At 65.3% G+C, this 17,570-nt stretch carries 16 protein-coding genes; 10 read left to right on the top strand and 6 right to left on the bottom strand.

Annotated features, from left to right (window positions below; translation table 11 throughout):
• Positions 1-11: 11 nt before the first annotated feature.
• From B5D38_RS05465 to B5D38_RS05450, 4 genes are all read right to left on the bottom strand, one after another.
• Positions 12-332, bottom strand: a complete 321-nt coding sequence (locus B5D38_RS05465) for a hypothetical protein (protein ID WP_078707363.1) — start codon at positions 330-332, stop codon at positions 12-14.
• 364 nt (positions 333-696) lie between these two features.
• Positions 697-2,526 carry an ABC transporter ATP-binding protein gene (locus B5D38_RS05460; protein WP_078707362.1) on the bottom strand — a complete coding sequence of 610 codons (1,830 nt, stop codon included), beginning with the start codon at positions 2,524-2,526 and terminating at the stop codon, positions 697-699.
• Between the two features lie 309 nt (positions 2,527-2,835).
• Positions 2,836-4,506, bottom strand: coding sequence for a CHASE domain-containing protein (locus B5D38_RS05455; protein WP_078707361.1), 1,671 nt, complete (start codon positions 4,504-4,506; stop codon positions 2,836-2,838).
• A gap of 295 nt (positions 4,507-4,801) precedes the next feature.
• Positions 4,802-5,788 (bottom strand): aldo/keto reductase, encoded by a 987-nt coding sequence (locus B5D38_RS05450; protein ID WP_116002595.1) that lies wholly within the window; start codon positions 5,786-5,788, stop codon positions 4,802-4,804.
• A gap of 161 nt (positions 5,789-5,949) precedes the next feature.
• Here B5D38_RS05450 and nikR point away from each other — a divergent pair, with 161 nt between their 5' ends.
• The 8 genes from nikR to B5D38_RS05410 all read left to right on the top strand — a co-directional run bounded on the left by nikR (position 5,950) and on the right by B5D38_RS05410 (position 12,354).
• Positions 5,950-6,462, top strand: a complete 513-nt coding sequence (nikR, locus tag B5D38_RS05445; RefSeq protein WP_078707359.1) for a nickel-responsive transcriptional regulator NikR — start codon at positions 5,950-5,952, stop codon at positions 6,460-6,462.
• Positions 6,463-6,573: 111 nt separating this feature from the next.
• Complete coding sequence (locus B5D38_RS05440) at positions 6,574-7,353, top strand: DUF4198 domain-containing protein (protein ID WP_078707358.1); 780 nt, start codon at positions 6,574-6,576, stop codon at positions 7,351-7,353.
• A gap of 10 nt (positions 7,354-7,363) precedes the next feature.
• Positions 7,364-7,990 (top strand): cobalt transporter CbiM, encoded by a 627-nt coding sequence (cbiM, locus tag B5D38_RS05435; RefSeq protein WP_078707357.1) that lies wholly within the window; start codon positions 7,364-7,366, stop codon positions 7,988-7,990.
• Positions 7,987-8,649 (top strand): cobalamin biosynthesis protein CbiM, encoded by a 663-nt coding sequence (locus B5D38_RS05430; RefSeq protein ID WP_116002586.1) that lies wholly within the window; start codon positions 7,987-7,989, stop codon positions 8,647-8,649. The genes cbiM and B5D38_RS05430 overlap by 4 nt, the downstream gene beginning before the upstream one ends.
• The gene (cbiQ, locus tag B5D38_RS05425) at positions 8,646-9,407 is read left to right on the top strand and encodes a cobalt ECF transporter T component CbiQ (RefSeq protein WP_165690792.1); all 762 of its coding nucleotides are present in this window, start codon (positions 8,646-8,648) and stop codon (positions 9,405-9,407) included. Before B5D38_RS05430 ends, cbiQ begins: the two co-directional genes overlap by 4 nt.
• Positions 9,404-10,132, top strand: a complete 729-nt coding sequence (locus B5D38_RS05420; RefSeq protein WP_078707355.1) for an energy-coupling factor ABC transporter ATP-binding protein — start codon at positions 9,404-9,406, stop codon at positions 10,130-10,132. Before cbiQ ends, B5D38_RS05420 begins: the two co-directional genes overlap by 4 nt.
• Before the next feature lie 279 nt (positions 10,133-10,411).
• Complete coding sequence (moaA, locus tag B5D38_RS05415) at positions 10,412-11,410, top strand: GTP 3',8-cyclase MoaA (RefSeq protein WP_078707354.1); 999 nt, start codon at positions 10,412-10,414, stop codon at positions 11,408-11,410.
• Positions 11,411-11,472: 62 nt separating this feature from the next.
• A complete protein-coding gene (locus B5D38_RS05410; protein ID WP_425349312.1) occupies positions 11,473-12,354 on the top strand; it encodes a response regulator in 882 nt (293 codons plus the stop codon).
• Here B5D38_RS05410 and B5D38_RS05405 read toward each other — a convergent pair.
• The gene (locus B5D38_RS05405) at positions 12,304-14,823 is read right to left on the bottom strand and encodes a hybrid sensor histidine kinase/response regulator (protein WP_078707353.1); all 2,520 of its coding nucleotides are present in this window, start codon (positions 14,821-14,823) and stop codon (positions 12,304-12,306) included. The genes B5D38_RS05410 and B5D38_RS05405 overlap by 51 nt on opposite strands.
• Positions 14,816-15,448, bottom strand: coding sequence for a DUF2478 domain-containing protein (locus B5D38_RS05400; RefSeq protein ID WP_078707352.1), 633 nt, complete (start codon positions 15,446-15,448; stop codon positions 14,816-14,818). Before B5D38_RS05400 ends, B5D38_RS05405 begins: the two co-directional genes overlap by 8 nt.
• Before the next feature lie 279 nt (positions 15,449-15,727).
• Here B5D38_RS05400 and torC point away from each other — a divergent pair, with 279 nt between their 5' ends.
• Positions 15,728-16,900 (top strand): pentaheme c-type cytochrome TorC, encoded by a 1,173-nt coding sequence (torC, locus tag B5D38_RS05395; protein WP_078707541.1) that lies wholly within the window; start codon positions 15,728-15,730, stop codon positions 16,898-16,900.
• Positions 16,893-17,555, top strand: a complete 663-nt coding sequence (locus tag B5D38_RS05390; RefSeq protein WP_078707351.1) for a molecular chaperone TorD family protein — start codon at positions 16,893-16,895, stop codon at positions 17,553-17,555. Before torC ends, B5D38_RS05390 begins: the two co-directional genes overlap by 8 nt.
• The last annotated feature ends 15 nt before the right edge of the window (positions 17,556-17,570 follow it).

Below are 17,570 nucleotides of genomic sequence, written 5' to 3'. Positions count from 1 at the left end.
CCGCCGCCAGCCTACATGGCGCTCTCGTGCATGGCGTCCTTGACCATCATGTCGGGATGGCCGTCGCACGCCTTGGCGACCTTCATCGCCATGTCCTCGTCGGACATCATGGCACCGGACGTATTCGTGCCCTTCGCCATCGCGTCCTTGGACGCCGAATCCTTGTCCGCCATGTCGCCGCCACTCATCATGCCGGTGTTCATGGCGTGGACCGCCGACATTTGACCGTTGGAATCCATGGCGGTGAAACTGGCGCAGGTCATGTCGTCGGCAGCGAACGCGGAGTGCGAAAACGCGCCGAGGGCGACGGCGGCGACGAGAAGCATCTTCATGCGTGGGACCTCCTCAAGGGGTTGCGACGCTTGCCGGACCACTCGACGCGGATCCCGGCAGCGACGGCCTCATCATCCTTCGGAGTTCAAGAAGAGGAAAATGCCTTTGCATCATATCTTCAGCGAACGAACGTGAGCAACCGGGACCATCTTCCTCGCCCAGGCGATCCGCGCACATCCCCGTGATGTCGCTCGACTTTCCGCCACGGCGGCTTTCCTCGACGAAAACCGGCGCGGACCGGTATCATCACGCACCCTGACGCTGCATTCACGCGGCGACAACGACCCCGTGAAAGGCATGGGTGCAAACGGCGGCCGAGCGGGGAGAGGCGGCGCAATCCGCCCCTCCCCGGCTCGCGCGACCCTACGCCGAGACGGCGATGCCGCTCGGCTGGGAGAGCCCCTTCACCAGTTCCATCGCCTGACGCTCAAAGAGCCTGCGATAGATGCCCCCGGTGCGCTGCGCGAGGGGCTCGTGGTCGCCCTCCTCCACCACTCTGCCTCGGTCGAAGACGAGGAGGCGGTCGAGCGCCCGGACCGTCGACAGGCGGTGCGCGATGACGATCGTGGTGCGTCCCACCATCAGGCGCTCCATCGCCTGCTGGATCAGCATCTCGGATTCCGAGTCGAGGCTCGACGTCGCCTCGTCCAGAACCAGGATCGGCGCGTCGGCGAGAAAGGCGCGCGCCAGGGCGACGCGCTGGCGCTCGCCGCCCGAGAGCTTCACGCCCCGCTCGCCCACGAGCGTGCCGTAGCCGTTCGGCATGCGCGCGATGAAGTCGTGGGCGCTGGCAAGCTCCGCTGCCTCGGCGACTTCGTCCATCGTCGCGCTCGGTCGACCATAGGCGATGTTTTCCGCCAGCGAGCGGTGGAACAGGATCGGCTCCTGCTGAACGATGGCGATCCTGCCGCGCAGCGACGCCTGTTCGACATCGGCGATGTTCTCGCCGTCGATCAGGATGCGACCGCCGGTGACGTCATAGAGACGCTGAACCAGCTTGACGAACGTCGTCTTGCCCGAGCCGGAATGGCCGACCAGCCCGACGCGCTCCCCCGCTGCGATCTTCAATGAGAAATCGCGGTAAAGCGGTTCGGCGTGAGCGCCATAGTGGAAGGTGACGCGATCGAACACGATCTCGCCCCCCTTGACCGCGAGGGGCTTCGCGGCCGGTCTGTCGAGAACACCGAGCGGATGGCGCTGAAGTTCCACCAGCTCCTCCATGTCGTTGACCGAGCGCTGAAGGTTGCGGATGTGCATGCCCATCTCGCGCAAATAACCCTGGAGAATGAAGAACGAGGTGAGGACGAAGGCGAGATCGCCCGCGTCCGCCTGCCCTCTCGTCCACAGAACCAGCGCGAGGCCGATGAGCAGCGCACGCAGCGCCAGCAATGCGAAGAGCTGGGCCGTGCCGTTGATTGTGCCGCGCATCCAGGCGCGCCGCGTGCGACGCCCCCATTTCTCGGTGATCCAGGCGAGCCGGCCGTCTTCGCGCGTTTCCGCCCCGAAGGCCTTGACCACGCTGTTGCACGAGATGGCGTCGGCGAGAGCGCCGCCGAGCCGCGTGTCCCAGGCGTTGGAAAGGCTCGCGGCCGGCGCGACATAGCCGAGCGAGAGTGTGACCGTGAGGCCGAGATAGGCCAGCGAGCCGAGGCCCGTCACCAGCCCCATCACCGGCCAGTGCCAGCCGAGAAGGGCTGCGGTGCCGATCAGCATGGCCGCCGCCGGCAGGAGGGCGATGAGCAGCGTGTCGTTCAAGAGGTCGAGCGCCCACACGCCGCGCGTCACCTTGCGCACCGTCGAGCCGGCGAAGCTGCTGGCGTGCCAATCCGTCGAAAAGCGTTGGACGCGGGCGAAGGCCTCGCCGATCACCACGCGCATCATCTTGATGGTGAACGCGACGAGCACGGAAAAGCAGACATAGCGCATGACCGCCGCCCAGAGCGCCAAGGCGACCAGGATGGCGAAGGCCGACAGGGCTGCCGAGACCGCCGCCTCGTCCGTGGGTCCGCCCTTGGCGATGGCGTCGACCAGGCGGCCGGAATAGAGCGGCGTCAGGATGTCAGCGAGCGTCGCCAGCCCCATGGTGGCGGCGATGGCGAAGGCGCGCAGCCGTTGGGCACGCCAGTGAGAGAACGTGAAGCCGAGCACCGAACGGAACGCGGTGGCACGGCCGGCGAAAAACGAGAAGGCCATGACGAACGCGCCGCGCTTCCGATCGAAGCCGCGACGCCCCCTAAACTTGAAAGCCGATGATCCAACGATGCGGCGTCGCGCAAAGGCGCGGCCGGATTGTCAGCGAAATGCGTTGGAGGATGGAAAAGGCCCGGCGGTCAGGCGGGCGGGCGCGGGATGATTAGGCGCGCGCGGGACCGGATACGAAGTCATTCTGCATCATGCACTTCTCCTCCGGTTCGTTGGTCAGGGCATCGGCCATTAGCCGATTTGCCGAAAAGAAGCAAGAGAGACGAACAAATCAGGCTTGCCACGCCGCGCCTGCCGGCGTCAGGCTTGGCCGACCGTCGCTGATTGCTTTGGGCGCGCGTTGGCGGCAATGGAGGCCGCCTGGGGGAAACGCAGCGCCACGGTGAGACCCGACGCAGCAAAATTGCGTTCGATACGGCCACCCAGCTCCCGCTCGATGTTCATCTCGATGAGCCGCGTGCCAAAGCCTTTGCGAACGGGCTCGGATCGCTCCGGTCGTTCGGCGCCCTTCTCCATCCACTCGATGGCGATCTCGCCCGCCGTGAGGCTCCAGACAACCGTCAGAGTTCCATCGTCCTCGGCGATCGCTCCGTACTTCAGGGCGTTGGTCGCCAGCTCGTGGAAGGTGAGGCCAAGCGCCTGAACCGCCTTCTCGTCGATCTCAACCTCGGGTCCGCAGAGCTCGCAATTTTGGAGGCTTCCGCCGAACACTTGACCAAGCTCGGCCTCGAGCAATTCCTTCACCGTGGCGCCGCGCCGGCCCGAGCGGGTCAGGATCTCCTGGGATTTGGCCATGGCGCCGAGCCGCGCCTCATAGGACATCATGAATTCGTCCATATCGCTCGAATGCCGGCTGGTCTGACGCGCCATCGCCAGCATTCTCGTGATCGAATTCTTGATGCGATGGTTCATCTCGCGCAGGAGAAGATCCTTCTGGGCGAGGCTTTCAGCGCTTGCCGCCGCCAGCGCCGCGACAGCCTCGGCCCGGCGCGCCTGGAGAAAGGCGAGCGCCGAGAGCAGAATGGACAGCGCGACACCAAGCACCGCCAGGAGCACCGCCGGCAGGTCCGACGCCGTGCGGGAGAAATCCTCTCCCGGCGCCAAATCGACGATCCAGTTTCGGCCACCGAAATCGATGCGCCTGAACGTTCTGAAGTCGCCCGTCGTTTCGAACGGGCCAGCTCCGGTGCTGTCGAAGAGAAGCTGCTCAGGGGCAATGCGACTGTCATAGAGCCGCAGCTTCAGAGGAAGCGCGCTGCCGGAGGACAGCGCCGCCGTGATGAAGTCGCCGGCGCGGAATGGCGCATAGACGAACCCTTTCGCCAGGAGGACCGCCTTGCCCGCATCGGCGGAAGCACCCTCCGTCTCGAGTGGCAGATACACGAGAAATCCGGCTTGCCGGTTCTCATCGATCTCCTGGACGAGCTCAACCGGGCCGGTGGCGGCGAAGGTATCCTCCCGCGCCGCCCGGACCATGGCCTCCCGCCGAACCGGATTCGACAGCATGTCGTAGCCCATCGCCGCCTGATTTCGGCGGTCCTGCGGCTCGAGCAGCAGGATCGGCGTGCGCACTGGCTGGTCGGTTTCAGCCGGCCAGACACCCGTTTCGATGTTGTAGGTCGAGCTCAGGAAGGACGCGGCTTCCGCCGTATCGCCTGCCCTCACCGCCTCGGCATAGCCGATGCCCTGGATGCCTCCGTAGCGGTGGGAAAGGTCGAGGCCGGACACATAGGCGGAGAACGCGTCCTTGTTGCGCAGCTCGTTGGTGACGCGCAGATGCGCGCGCGTCGCCTCGAGCAGCGACATATGGAGCGAGATTCGGTTTCCGATCCTGCCGACCGCGTCATCGGCAAACCCGTCGAAGCGCAGCCGGTCGCCATCCGTGCCCGAGCGCCACACCAGCGCCGCGAGGGCGAGAGCGAAGGCACAAGAGACGACCAGGATGGCCGCAGGAACGAGATATTTCCGCACCGACCGACTTCCGCTGACGAGCCTTGAGAGACCGCCAGGCAACCGGAAGCCTCACACCGAGGCAGAAAACAGCGCGATCCGGCACATCGGCTCGCGCGCTCTGCCTCCACACACAAACGTGCCCGTCGCATCCTTCAGCGAAGAGCCGCATCCTATCTCTGCGGGCGGGGCGCCAAATTCGTCCCGCCTCCTCGTTCAACAGCCGACCTGATTCGTTTTTTGCACTTTTAGATTGCCAAGGTCCAGCCCGATCGTCGGTCTCTGAAGGGCGTCGTCACCATTCGAAGCGAAAATGCTACCACCGGTGGTGAACGTGTGGTGCGATCTTCGCCTCGTAGATGGCGCGCACCTTTTCCATCGCTTCGGGCAACAGAGGCTCAAGCGCGCTGGCGGCGACATTGGCTTCAGCCTGGGCGCGATTCTTGGCGCCCGGAATGACCACGGAAACGGCCTCCTCCATGAGAATCCACTTGAGGGCCATTTGCGCCATCGTCGCGCCCGCCGGCACCAACGGCCTCAACTCCTCGACCGCCGCCAGCGCGACGTCGTAGGGCACGCCCGCGAAGGTTTCGCCCACGTCGAACGCCTCGCCGTGGCGGTTGAAGGCGCGGTGGTCATCGGTGGAGAACGCCGTGTCGGCCTTCATCTTGCCCGTCAGCATGCCGCTTGCCAGCGGCACGCGCACGATCACAGCCACATTGCGCCGCTTGGCTTCCCTGAAGAACAGCCCGGCGGGGCGCTGGCGGAACATGTTGTAGATGATCTGGACAGAAACGACGCCGGGATACTCGATCGCCTTCAGCGCCTCCTCGACCTTCTCCACAGAAACGCCGTAGTGACGCAGCTTTCCGGCAGCGACGAGGTCGTCGAGAGCGGCGAAGACCTCGGGCCGATAGAAGACCTCCGTCGGCGGACAATGAAGCTGGACGAGATCGAGACAGTCGAGCCCGAGATTCTTTAGGCTGCGATCGACGAAGGCGGTGAGGTTCTCCTTGGTGTAGCCGTCCGCCACGTGCGGATCGAGGCGCCGGCCGGCCTTGGTGGCGACGATTGGCCCCACCCCGCCCCGCGCCTTCAGAACATCGCGGATAATCTTCTCCGAACGCCCGTCGCCATAGACATCCGCCGTGTCGATGAAGGACACGCCGGCATCGAGCGCGGCGTTCAAGGCGTCCTTGGCCTCCGCCTCGCCGACGTCGCCCCACGAGCCACCGATCGCCCAGGCGCCGAAGCCGATCTCCGACACGGTCCAACCGGTGCGCCCAAAGGCGCGTTTCGCGATCGTCATGGTTTTCCTCCTTTATCTCCGGTCAATCACGCCATACAGCACTTCCATGAGCCGTGCGAGACGAGAGGCCAGCGAACGATCGGTGGTTCTTGCCTCCCCTGTCGCGATGGCGGCACATTCGGCTCAATCGAAGCCGTGGAAACGGAGTTCCCATCATGCAGCGTGTCACCATCACCCTCGACGAGGATCTTCTTGCCGAAGTGGATCGGTTCGCGAGCGAGCGCGGCTATCAGGGCCGCTCGGAAGCGGTGCGCGATCTGGTTCGCGACGGCCTGCTCCAGAAGTCTGACAGCACCGCTGACGAGGGGCCGGGCGTCGCCGCGCTGGTTTATGTTTACGACCACGCCGCCCGCGAGCTCTCCAAGCGCCTGACGCGGACATTCCACAGCCATCACCATTTGTCGCTTTCCTCGCTCCACGTCCATCTGGATTCCGACACCTGCATGGAGGTTTCCGTGCTCAGGGGCGAGCTGGCGGATATCCGCGACATGGGCGCGCAGATCATCGCGGAGCGCGGCGTTCGATATGGCCAGGTGGTGGCCGTGCCGCTTGAGCGCTCAGTGGAGAGTGAAGGCAAAGGCGGGCACTCGCACCACAACGACCATTCCCATGAAGACGGCTCCTCCCATTCGCACTCGCACTCGCACGGACAAACCAAGGACGATTGATCCCTGTCGTCCCCTGGCCGGCGAAACGCGGACGCTGCGACAATTTTTGTATGACGTTCTCTGAAACTCGTCTTATTATCGTGGCATCTTGTCCAGCAGAGTCATGTTGCCATGCGTCTTGCCGTTTCCGCCCTTCTCCTTGCCCTCGTCGCCACGCCGGCCGCCGCCCATTTTCAGGAGATCCTGCCGTCGGACGACGTTCTGCCGGAGGGCGGAACCGTCACGATCGATCTTGTCTTCACCCATCCGATGGAGCGCGGGCCGACCATGGACATGGCGCGGCCGGCACGCGTCGGCGTTATGGCCAATGGCGCGGTGCGCGACCTGACCCCGGCTATCGAGGAGAAGAAGGTCGACGGCAAATCGGCATGGACACTCTCCGACACGCTTCAGGAGCCCGGAGCGGCCGTCTACTTCGTTGAGCCCCAGCCCTACTGGGAGCAGGCGGAGAAGAAGTGGATCACGCATTATTCCAAGGTGATCGTCGATTCCTACGCCTCCGGTGAAGGCTGGGACGCAATGGTCGGCCTGCCGGTCGAGATCGAGCCCCTCGTTCGCCCGACGGGGCTTTGGACCGGCAATCTCTTTCGCGGCATCGTCCGGAACGACGGAAAGCCCGTACCCTTCGCGGAAATCGAGGTCGAATGGGTCAATGACGGCTCGGTGACGACGCCCAACGAGGCCTTCATCACTCAAGTCATCAAGGCCGATGGGAACGGCGTCTTCGCCTATGCCATGCCCCATGCCGGCTGGTGGGGCTTTGCGGCGTTGATCGACGGACCAAAGACCAAGGCCCCCGACGGCAGCGAGGCGGACAGCGAACTCGGCGGCCTGATCTGGGTCAAGGCGAGCGACATGTCGGCGGCGTCAAAGCTGCTCATCAAGCAATAAGGGCGCGACGATGGCGCATATTCCCGACGGCATTCTCTCGGCGCCTGTCCTGATCGGCGGTGGCGCGCTCTGCATCGGCGGGCTGGCCCTTGCCCTCAAGGGGCTCGACGAGCGCGATATTCCCAAGACGGCGATCCTGTCGGCGGGTTTCTTCGTCGTGTCGCTCGTGGCGGTGCCCATCGGGCCGACCAGCGTTCACCTTCTCCTCGGCGGGCTCGCCGGCTTGATCCTCGGCCTCGGCGCCTTCCCGGCGATCTTTGTCGGCCTGCTTCTCCAGGCGCTGTTCTTCGGCATGGGCGGGCTGACGAGTCTGGGCGTAAACACGGTCAACATGGCCCTGCCGGGGGTTCTCCTGGCGCTCGCCGCACGCCCGCTGATGGCGCAGGCGCCGACGAGCCGGTGCGTTGCTCTCGCCGGCATGGTCGGCGCCCTGTCCGTCCTCGGCACGGCCGCGCTGCTCTGCCTCTCTCTCTGGCTGTCGTCGCCTGCCTATGCGCCGACGCTTGCCATCATCGCCGCGACCTATCTCCCCCTTGCTGCGGCGGAAGGCGTGATCACCGCGCTCATCGCCGGCTATCTCGGCAAGGTGAAGCCGGAGGCTCTCTTCGCCGGAACGCTTCCGGAGCCCGCCGAATGAGACCGCTGTCGCGCCTCGGCGCGCTCCTCTTGCTATGCCTACTCGCCTTGTCGGGCCTGACGGCGCCAGCCAGCGCGCACCGGCTGAAGCTGTTCGCCACCGTCGAGGGTATGACCGTCTCCGGCTATGCCTTCTTCATCGGCGGCGGTCGCCCCCAAGGCGTCGCCTTCACCGTGAAAGCTAAGGATGGCGGGGAGGTCTACGTCGGCAAGACGGATGACGCGGGCGGCTTTTCCTGGACCGCGCCGTCGCCCGCCGAATACGTGCTGACGGTCGACACGGGCGAAGGACATTTCGCCAGCGAGACGGTTTCCGCCGAGCGCTTCTCCGGCGCTGCGCCGGCTGGAGCAAAGCAGCTTGTAGCCTCTCCCAGCTCGGTTTCCGCATCATCCAGTTCGAACGCCGCGCCCGATCCCGCCAACCCGGCGCCGATCACCGTCGACCCGAAGACGCTTCAGGCGATGATCGACGCTTCGGTGGATGCCGCGGTCGAGCGCCAGACGCGCCCCCTGCTCGAAGCCTATGCGCAAGCCGATGGACGCCTTCGCTTCAACGACATCATGGGAGGCGTCGGGATGATCGTCGGCCTCGCCGGGTTCGGCGCCTGGGCCATGGCGCGGCGCAAGGGAAGCGCCCACCGGTCGGACCCAAGCGCGTGAGCGAGACGTTCGGCTCCCTGAGGCTTAGTGGCAATGCCCGTCTCGACGCATTGGACGCGCGCACACGCGTCCTTGCCGCCTTCGCCGCTATTGTCTGCGTGCTCGTCTTGCGCTCTCCGCTTGCGCTCCTTTGCGCGCTCGCCATCAGCCTTGCCCTGATCCCCCTGGCGGGCTTATCCATCGGGCGCGTCCTCAGGCGCCTTGCCCATGTCGAGGGCTTCCTCGTCATCCTCGTCGTGCTGCTGCCCTTCACCGTCGCGGGTGCGCCAATCGCCCATATCGGCCCGCTTGCCCTGTCGCAGGAAGGGCTTCATCTCTCCGTCCTTCTGCTGCTTCGCGCCAACCTCTCCATCCTGATCCTCTTCACCCTGCTGTCGGGAATGGAACCGGTGAGCTCCGCCCATGCCCTGGCCCGCCTCGGTGTCCCGGCCAAGCTTGTCCATCTCGTCCTGTTTTCTGCGCGCTATGTCACGCTGATCGGCGAAGAGGCACGGCGGCTTCACGACTCGCTGCGCGCGCGGGCTTTCGTTCCGCGCACCTCCCGCCACACGGCAAGGACGCTCGCCCACTTCTTCGGCCAGCTTCTGGTCAAGGCCCTGGAACGGGCGGAACGGGTCGATGAGGCAATGCGCTGCCGCGCCTTCAACGGCCGCTTCCCCCTGCTGTCGACCTCGACCTTCGGCGCGCGCGATGCGGCCTTCGTGGGCCTTCTCGCGTGTGCCCTCGCCCTCATACTCCTTGCGGATCGGATCGCGTGACAGCCCTCTTCTCCCTCGACGACGTCACCGTGTCCCGTTCCGGCCGCGTCGTTCTCGACCGGATATCGCTGACGCTCGATCCGGGCGAGCGGCTGGCGCTGGTCGGAGCCAACGGCGCGGGCAAGACGACTTTGCTCAGAACCCTCGTCGGCCTCGAGAGCATCAAGAGCGGGCGCCTGATCGCATTCGGAGCCGAGCGCCGCGTCGAAAAGGATTTTCGCGAGGTTCGGGCGCGGGCCGGCCTGCTCTTCCAGGATCCCGACGACCAACTCTTCTCACCGACGGTGATGGAAGACGTTGCCTTCGGCCCGCTCAATCTGGGGCTCTCCCTGCCCGATGCTGCGCGGCGCGCCGAGGAAACACTGGAACAGCTCGGCCTGCTCCACCTGAAGGAGCGGATCACCCATCATCTTTCGGGCGGCGAGAAGCGGCTGGTCAGCCTCGCCTCCGTCCTTGCCATGAAGCCGGAGGCCCTACTCCTCGACGAGCCGACGAATGCGCTGGATGAAGCCCATCTTCGCCGCCTGACAGAAATTCTTGCGGAAACGCAGGTCGCCATGTTGATCGTCTCGCACGACCATAGGTTTCTGGAAGGGCTGACGACGCGGGCGGTACTGCTGGAGAACGGAAGCCTCACACCCGCCCGGCTCCACCGACATCGGCACGTCAGCGACGAGGTCCACGTTCATCGCGGCGAGGATGAGCACAACCACCCCGAGCGCTGAGATGCGCGCCGCCTTCCAGGGACAAGTTTCAACAGTTCGTCCACTTTGACCGGGATCAAACGAGCCTCGGTGATTGCCTCTATGGTGCGCGAGAGGGACGGGCAGGAGCGGTGAGGATGTCGTCCTCACTGCTCCGAAACCAACCCGAACATCGGCCGCAGGCGCGTGGCAAGCTCACTTCCAGCACCAAGGCGACCGACAACATGCGTTCGGCCGAGGAGCCGAACCGGACACGAAAGACGCCGAAGAGCGGCTGCGCCCCTCGGGCGGAGGAATGGAATGACCTGTTCGCTGATCGACCGGTTCGGTCGTCACGTCACTTATCTTCGCGTCTCCGTCACCGACCGGTGCGACCTGCGTTGTGTTTACTGCATGTGCGAACACATGACCTTCGTGCCGCACAAGGAGCTCCTGTCTCTGGAGGAGCTCGACCGCCTCGCCACGATGTTCATCGAACGCGGAGTCAACAAGCTGCGGCTGACCGGCGGCGAGCCGCTGGTGCGCAAGGGCATCATGAGCCTCATCCAGTCGCTGTCGCGTCACCTGAAATCCGGCCGGCTCAACGAACTGACGCTGACGACCAACGGCACCCTCCTCTCGCGCTACGCCGAGGATCTGGCGCAGGCCGGCATCAAGCGCATCAACATTTCGCTCGATACCCTCGATGCCGACCGCTACCGCGCCCTGACGCGGCGCGGCTCGTTCTCCAACGTCATGGACGGGCTCAAGGCCGCGAAGGACGCGGGCCTCAAGATCAAGCTGAACGCCGTCGCCCTGAAGGACTCGACGCCCGAGGAAGTCGACGACATGATCGCCTTTGCCCATGGTCAGGGCATGGACCTCACCTTCATCGAGACCATGCCGCTCGGCGAGATCGAGGCCGATCGGGCAGATCAGTATCTGCCGTTGACGGACCTCGTGCAGACGATCGAAAAGCGCTGGAGCCTCACGCCCCTGCCCGACCGCACCGGAGGGCCCGCGCGCTACATGCGGGTGGCGGAGACCGGCGGGCGCATCGGCCTGATCACGCCGCTCACGAGCTGCTTCTGCGAAGGGTGCAATCGCGTCCGGCTGTCATGTACCGGCGAACTCTACACTTGTCTCGGCCAGGAGGGCTGGGTCGATCTCAAATCTGTCTTGCGGAACTCGGAGAGCGACGGGCCGGTGATGGCGGCCATCGATCGCGCGATCGGCGAGAAGCCGGAAGGCCATGACTTCGTGATCGATCGAGACGGCCAGCCGGCGCTGGCCCGCCACATGTCGGCTCTGGGCGGCTGACAGCTCCGGCGACCTTCCGCGCCGTATCCGGCAGCCGCCGGACGAAGGAAGGATACTGCTGCTTGGCTGTCCGGCCCCGCCGGAACGCCCGGCGCGGCCGCAATGACAATGAGAAGGTGAAGACACCCATGGCGCCCCATCACATCCTGGTGGTTGAAGACGATCCCGTCGCGCGCGAAATGCTGACCGCCTACTTCAGTGCCGAAGGCTACCGCGTGAGCGCCCTCGACGATGGCCAGGGAATGGCCGAACTGATGGCGCGCGAGCCTGTGGATCTCGTTCTTCTCGACATCCGCCTGCCAGGGGTCGATGGTCTCCATCTCCTGCGGGACATCCGCTCGGTCTCCGAGGTCGGCGTCATCATGGTGACGAGCAAAACTGACGTCATCGACCGGATCGTCGCGCTCGAGATGGGCGCCGACGACTATGTCGTAAAGCCTTTCAACGCCCGTGAACTTCTCGCCCGCTCGCGCAACCTTCTGCGCCGCACCGTCGCGGCGCGGGCCGCGGCCGCCGACATGGGCACGGGCAGCGAGAAACATTTCGACGGTTGGGTCCTGGACCTCTCCGGCCGGCTGCTCTTCGCCCCGGACGGCACCGAGGTGAAGCTCACGCGCGGCGAGTTCGAGCTGCTCAGCGCCTTTCTCAACCGTCCGGGCCAGGTGATGAATCGCGACAGTTTGCTCGACTGCGTCAGCCACCGAGACTGGGCGCCCAGCGATCGGACGATCGATGTCCTTGTCGGGCGGTTGCGCCGCAAGATCGAGGAAGACCCCAAGAACCCGCACCACATCGTGACAGTTCATGGCGTCGGCTATGTCTTTGCCGCGCCGTTGCGCTCCAAGGAGATGAACGGCAACCGCTTCGCAGGAGTCCGGCGCCCGGCGCCGACTTCAATTCCCCGCAAGCGCGGCCCAGCAGCGAGAAAGCTCGTCCAGCGATAGGCTGAGGAGCGCCGAGAGGCCTTCGGCCTGCGCCCGCGCCTCAGACCCAGCACCGCTGCCGCACGCCGCCTCGATGGCTGCAGCGCGGCTCGCAAGACGCCTCAGCCCCAGATTGGCGCAAGCGCTCTTCAGACGGTGGGCCTCGCGCCCCGCCTCACTCAATCGCCCGGCAGCCACCTCCCGGCCGATCGTCTCCACCATGGGCGGAACGGAGACGCGAAAGACCTCGATCACGCGCAGCATCGGCGCCGCCCCAAGCATGGCGGCATGTTCGCCGAGAAGCGTCATGTCCACCATCGGCTCCGTCTCTTTTCCCTCGCCGGCCGCCCCGCCGGTATCATGGGTCCTTTCCGGCGCTGCCTGCCGCAAGGCGGCGCGTAGCTCCTCCGGCGCGAACGGCTTGCCGAGCGTGGAGGCGCCGAGAGCGGCACTTGCGCCGACCAGCGCCTCGTCGCGCTGCGCCGTGCAGAGGACGGCGACCGCCGGCACGAGCCCTTCCCGCCGCTCCCGCTCGCGCAGTTCGGCGAGAAGCGTCAGGCCGTCGACATCAGGAAGACGGAGGTCGAGCAGCACCGCGTCGAAGGTCTCGACTGCAAGGCATTGCCGCGCTTCGGTGCCGTCACGCGCAAGCGTGGCGCGGTGGCCGAAGCGAGTGAGAAAGCCCTCGGCCACCATCAGATTGATATCGTTGTCGTCGACGATCAGAACCGAAAGCGAAGCATCGTCCGTTGCTGGCGCGCCGGAGGGCGCTGCCTCGCCCCGGTCATCTTGAGGGGAAGCGCACTCCACCACAGCCGTCGCGTGAAAAATGCTTCCCCCGTCGGGCCGGCTCTCAGCCCAAACCGCTCCGTCCATGATCGCCACGAGTTGCCGGCAGATGGCGAGCCCCATCCCGGTTCCCCCGAAGCGCCGCGCGATGGAAGCATCGGCCTGAACGAAGGGATCGAAGATCGTCTCCATGGCCTCCGGCGGGATGCCGACGCCATTGTCCTCGACCGTCATGTGAAGCCGAAATGCATGAGCGCCCTGGTCCTGGCCCGACAGCCGGATCACGACGGCACCGCGCTCGGTGAACTTCACGGCATTGGAGATCAGATTGATCAACACCTGCCGCAGCTTGGTGACATCGCCCCGCACCCGCTCCGGAACCTCCGGCGCCACCGAGGAGGAAAGCGAAAGGCCCTTGCCGAGCGCAGGAGCCTCGAACGGGGCGAGAGCCTCGGCGAGCAAGGCCGATGGCGAGAAGTCCACCGGGTCGGGCTCGATGGTGCCGGCCTCGATCTTGGTGAAGTCGAGAATATCATTGACGGTGGCGAGCAGAGTCTTCGCCGAGGTTGCTATCGCATCGACATGGTGTCGGCCGCGAGCTTCACCGAGGTTGTCGCGCATGAGGCGGGAGAGGCCGAGAATGCCGTTGATGGGTGTGCGGATCTCATGGCTGATGGTGGCGAGGAAGGCGGATTTGGCGCGGCTCGCCTCTTCCGCGCGGTCGCAGGCGGTTTTGTAGTCGGTGACGTCGGAGAGAATGACCACCTCGCCGGAGTATTTGTGCGAGACGTCCATCATGGCCTGACGGCGAACCTCGAAGCATCTGAGGCCGGCGGGCGTGCGCAACATGCATTCGATGCGCCCGTCTTCCGAGGTCGGTCGGCGTGTCTCCAGGAGGTGATTCAGCGCCGCCCTGACCTCTCCGGGAAGGGGGCCGCCGTAATAGGCGGCACCTGGGCGGGCGGGAATGCCGACCAGCGCGCCCGCCGCCGCATTGAAATTTTCGATCTCGCCCTGTTCGTTGAGAAGAACCACCGGGTCCTTCAGGCTCTCGAAAATCGTCAGATACTTGTTCTTCTCGTTGACGACCGCCCTGTTGCGCTCGCGCAGCGCGGCGATATCCGTCTCATGATCAACACTCGCCCAGCGTGAACAAAGCCCGGCCTCGACGCGGTCGAAATAGTTGTCGACCCGCTCGCGATAGCCGCGGCGGACAGCAGCGGGAAGATCGCATTCGGCGACGAGATCAAGGAACGCCTGGCGGCTGATCTTCAGCGAGCCGAGAAACAGGGCGAGGTCAACGCCACGGGCGCGGTGGCGCTCGGCCACCTCTATGCCGTATCCGGCAACCGGGTCCTCGGCGTAGTTCAGACGGGCGAGCAACGGCCCCACTGGCCCGTTCTTCGCCTCGGCCGCCTCCAGGGCGTCGATCAGGCCCACCACGGCGGCGCGCCAGGCTTCCTCAAGGGTGGAGACGAAGCCGAGATAGTTGCGCTTCTTGTGGTGCTCGATGGTGCGCCGGACGAGCCACAGCTCGTTGTCGCGCAGAAGACGATGCAGCGCGGCGACCGGCGGCACGGAGCGCAGCGGAGAAGAATGACGGCCATGGCGCGGCGGTGCCGAGATCCGTATAGCGATGGCTGGTTCGTTTCGTTCCGGCGCGCCGTCCCCTTCGAACGTTACCCGTGGGTGATCAAACACGGATCGCCTTTCGCTCCACAGTCGCCTTGACGGCCGCCTCGCACCATGCCCGCACCACCTCGGGCTCGGGCGGCAGATATTGGGCGAGGCCGCTCTCGAAGGATGCCCATGCGTCGAGATGACTCGTCTGCACCGTGACCAGCGTCGGAATGCCGAGTTCGATGGCCTGACAGATCAGATCACGGAGTCCATGCCCCTCGGCTTCTACCTTGCCGAACCGGTTGATGAGGAGAAGCTCCACGCCGGGTTCGATCTGCTTCTCCAGCAGCCCGGAAACCTCAGCGAGGCGGCGCGTGTCGAGACGGCACGAATGAGATTCGTGCCCCAGAAACTGGGTGATGGGGATGAGTTCGTCGCTCGCCAGATCGCGCACCGCGAGCTTGGAGCAGTCGCAGTCGCTGTCGTCGAGGACAGTCTGAAGCAGACCGATGATGCGCGCGCCACGCCCCTTCATCTCGGAGAGGATGACGCCGAGCTGTCGGTCGAGGCCGGCACGGTCGTCCGTGGCGATTGCTCCCAGCCAGACCTCGCGACCGCTGTCGAACGGCCCGCGCTCGAACATTAACGGGAGGGCGGGCGATGACGTCTCGGCGGAACCGGGCGAAACCTGTGACGATGCCGACATGGGTTTACCTTCCCTGGGTTCGTTTGGCGCTGGAGCCTGCGCCTTGGCGCCCGCGCCCGCGTTGACCTTGATCAACCAGCCACGGATGGCGGGCGCCTAGCGCGGCGCGCCGTCGCACCCGGCATGCCATTTTCATCTCATTTACAACTTGGCGCTCGCGTTTACGCCCGCCCGAAATGTCATTTACACCGCCGCGCCATGTTCGCCACCCGAAGAAGGATGCTTCAGGGCCCGGGTGACGACCGGTGGTCCTGGCAACAGGAAGACCGGAAAGAATCGATGATCAAACGCGCATGGAAGGCGTTCTGGCGCCCTAGCATGAAGTGGGGCCTCGGCGTCCTTCTCATTGGCGGCATCTTCGTCGGCGTCCTCGGCTGGAACGGCCTGCACTACGCGATGGAAAAGACCAGCGGCCTGGAGTTCTGCGTGTCGTGCCATTCGATGCGCGACAACGTCTATCCTGAATACGTCCAGTCCATCCATTTCAAGAACCCGGCCGGCGTTCAGGCCGAGTGCGCGGACTGCCACGAGCGCAAGACCGGCCTTGCCGCCTATGTCGACAAGTTCAATGCCTGGCGCGACATCTGGGGCGAGATCCGCGGCACCATCGACACTCCGGAGAAGTTCGAGCAGAACCGCCTGCGTCTGGCCAAGCAGGTGTGGAAGCACATGGAGGAGACCGACTCCGCCACGTGCCGCAGCTGCCACGACTTCGCCCACATGGATTTCGACAAGCAGAAGCCCGAGGCGGCCAAGCAAATGCAGACCGCTATGCAGAACGGCGACACCTGCATCTCCTGCCACAAGGGCATCGCCCACAAGCTCCCCGACATGGCCGCCGGATACAAGGCGCTGTTCAACGACCTCGTCGCCGCGTCGAGCGACTTTTCGCCCAAGACCGGCGACGTCGTTTATCCGCTCGAGACCACCGAGTTCTTCCTCGAAGAGCCCAAGGATGGCAAGGGCAAGGCGGCCGGCAAGGTTCTTTCCGCGACCCCGCTCAAGGTGGTGGACAAAGATGGCGACTGGCTGAAGGTCGAAGCCGAAGGCTGGCAGCAGGAAGGTGCGGAGCGGATGCTCTACGCCAATCAGGGCAAGCGCATCTTCGCCGTCGCCCTCACCCCAGCCGCGGCCAACGAGGTCAAGAAGGGCGAGACCAAGCCGGATGCCGATACCGGACAGAACTGGACCGACGTCATCGCCACCGGCTGGGTCAAGAACGAGAAGATGACGGCGGACGCGGACAAGCTCTGGGACTACGGCTCGGAGATGTACAGCGCCTCCTGCGGCAGCTGCCACGCCCTGCCCGACACCAAGCATTACCTCGCCAATCAATGGATCGGCACGCTCAACGCCATGAAGCGCTTCGCGCCGCTGGACGACGAGCAGTTCCGCTTCCTTCAGAAATACGTCCAGCTCCACGCCAAGGATATGGAGGGCGGCCATGAATGAGATTTCCATCGCCGCCGCTCCCGCCGACGTCGGCGGAGCGGCGGGCATCACCGAAACGCTCGAAGAGAGGCTGCTGGTGCTGCGCTGGTTCGCGGGTCTCTTTCGCGAGGCGCCGACGGAAGAGACCGTCGCTTCGCTCGTCCACGGTCCGGCAGCCGCCTTTCTCGAGGGCCTCTCCAAAGACCCCGCGCTCGGCCCCGACATCAACTATATGCGCGGCCTTCTCGCCGCCAAACCGGATGTGAAGGCCCTCACAGCGCAGCTCGGCGTCGCCTTCTCGCATCTCTTCCTCGGCGTCGGCGGCTTCAACACGGTCGCGCCGTACGAGTCCTGCCACGTGGGAGAGAGCGACCGCACCTTCGGCCAGCCGACCATGGAAATGGACGCGCTGCTCCGCCACCTCGGGTTATCCGTGGTGTCCGATTTCCATGAACCCGCCGACCACATCTCGGTCGAACTCGAAATTGCCGCGCTTCTGACGGCCACCGGAGATCCGCAGGCGCGCGCCATGCTCACGCGGCTGGATCGCTGGATTCCGGCTTTCGCGGATGCCTGTTTCTCGCGTGATCCGTTCGGCTTCTACGCCGCGGCGGCATCCGCCCTTCGCGCCTTCCTTGCCCGCGAGTGCCGGGCAGCAAGCGCAATCGCCCATTGACGTGAAATGGTGAGG

It is taken from the genome of Consotaella salsifontis (assembly GCF_900167365.1).
GTDB lineage: Bacteria > Pseudomonadota > Alphaproteobacteria > Rhizobiales > Rhizobiaceae > Consotaella > Consotaella salsifontis.
This window is presented reverse-complemented; position numbering and strand designations above follow the sequence as displayed.

What these genes read in the sequence shown, in the direction of transcription:
- B5D38_RS05465 (WP_078707363.1), bottom strand. Translation starts at nt 332, where the DNA reads ATGAAGATGCTTCTCGTCGCCGCCGTCGCCCTCGGCGCGTTTTCGCAC.
- B5D38_RS05460 (WP_078707362.1), bottom strand. Translation starts at nt 2,526, where the DNA reads ATGGCCTTCTCGTTTTTCGCCGGCCGTGCCACCGCGTTCCGTTCGGTG.
- nikR (WP_078707359.1), top strand. Translation starts at nt 5,950, where the DNA reads ATGCAGCGTGTCACCATCACCCTCGACGAGGATCTTCTTGCCGAAGTG.
- B5D38_RS05440 (WP_078707358.1), top strand. Translation starts at nt 6,574, where the DNA reads ATGCGTCTTGCCGTTTCCGCCCTTCTCCTTGCCCTCGTCGCCACGCCG.
- cbiM (WP_078707357.1), top strand. Translation starts at nt 7,364, where the DNA reads ATGGCGCATATTCCCGACGGCATTCTCTCGGCGCCTGTCCTGATCGGC.
- B5D38_RS05430 (WP_116002586.1), top strand. Translation starts at nt 7,987, where the DNA reads ATGAGACCGCTGTCGCGCCTCGGCGCGCTCCTCTTGCTATGCCTACTC.
- moaA (WP_078707354.1), top strand. Translation starts at nt 10,412, where the DNA reads ATGACCTGTTCGCTGATCGACCGGTTCGGTCGTCACGTCACTTATCTT.
- B5D38_RS05400 (WP_078707352.1), bottom strand. Translation starts at nt 15,448, where the DNA reads ATGTCGGCATCGTCACAGGTTTCGCCCGGTTCCGCCGAGACGTCATCG.
- torC (WP_078707541.1), top strand. Translation starts at nt 15,728, where the DNA reads ATGATCAAACGCGCATGGAAGGCGTTCTGGCGCCCTAGCATGAAGTGG.
- B5D38_RS05390 (WP_078707351.1), top strand. Translation starts at nt 16,893, where the DNA reads ATGAATGAGATTTCCATCGCCGCCGCTCCCGCCGACGTCGGCGGAGCG.